The sequence below is a fragment of the Cupriavidus sp. IK-TO18 genome (assembly GCF_015549295.1).
GTDB lineage: Bacteria > Pseudomonadota > Gammaproteobacteria > Burkholderiales > Burkholderiaceae > Cupriavidus > Cupriavidus oxalaticus_A.
Map to the genome: position 1 here is coordinate 1 of NZ_JADGMP010000076.1, position 623 is coordinate 623.

Sequence of the window (623 nt, forward strand, 5' to 3'; positions counted from 1 at the left end):
GCCAGCCAGGCCGCGATTCCCAGCATGGACGCCTACCGCGCGCTGTGCGAGGAAGCCGAACGCGACTACGAAGGCTTCTGGGCACGCCACGCCCGCGAGCTGCTGCACTGGAACAAGCCCTTCACCAAGGTGCTGGACGAGAGCAACGCGCCGTTCTACAAGTGGTTCGAGGATGGCCAGCTCAATGCCTCGTACAACTGCCTGGACCGCAACCTGGAAAACGGCAATGCCGACAAGGTCGCGATCGTGTTCGAGGCCGACGACGGCACGGTGACGCGCGTCACCTACCGCGAACTGCATGCGAAGGTGTGCCGCCTGGCCAACGGCCTGAAGACGCTCGGCATCAGGAAGGGCGACCGCGTCGTGATCTACATGCCGATGTCGGTCGAAGGCGTGGCCGCGATGCAGGCCTGCGCGCGCCTGGGCGCGACGCACTCGGTGGTGTTCGGCGGCTTCTCGGCCAAGTCGCTGCAGGAGCGGCTGGTCGACGTGGGCGCGGTGGCGCTGATCACCGCCGACGAGCAGATGCGCGGCGGCAAGGCGCTGCCGCTGAAGGCCATCGCCGACGACGCGCTGGCGCTGGGCGGCTGCGAGGCCGTGAAGAACGTGATCGTGTACCGCCG

At 67.7% G+C, this 623-nt stretch carries 1 protein-coding gene (running past one end of the window); it reads left to right on the forward strand.

What is annotated here, in order from left to right:
• Nucleotides 1-623, forward strand: part of the annotated coding region (locus IPF36_RS34145) for an acetate--CoA ligase (RefSeq protein ID WP_195432349.1) (this coding region is incomplete at both ends). Its footprint extends 1,146 nt past the window's final position; 623 of its 1,769 annotated nt are in view.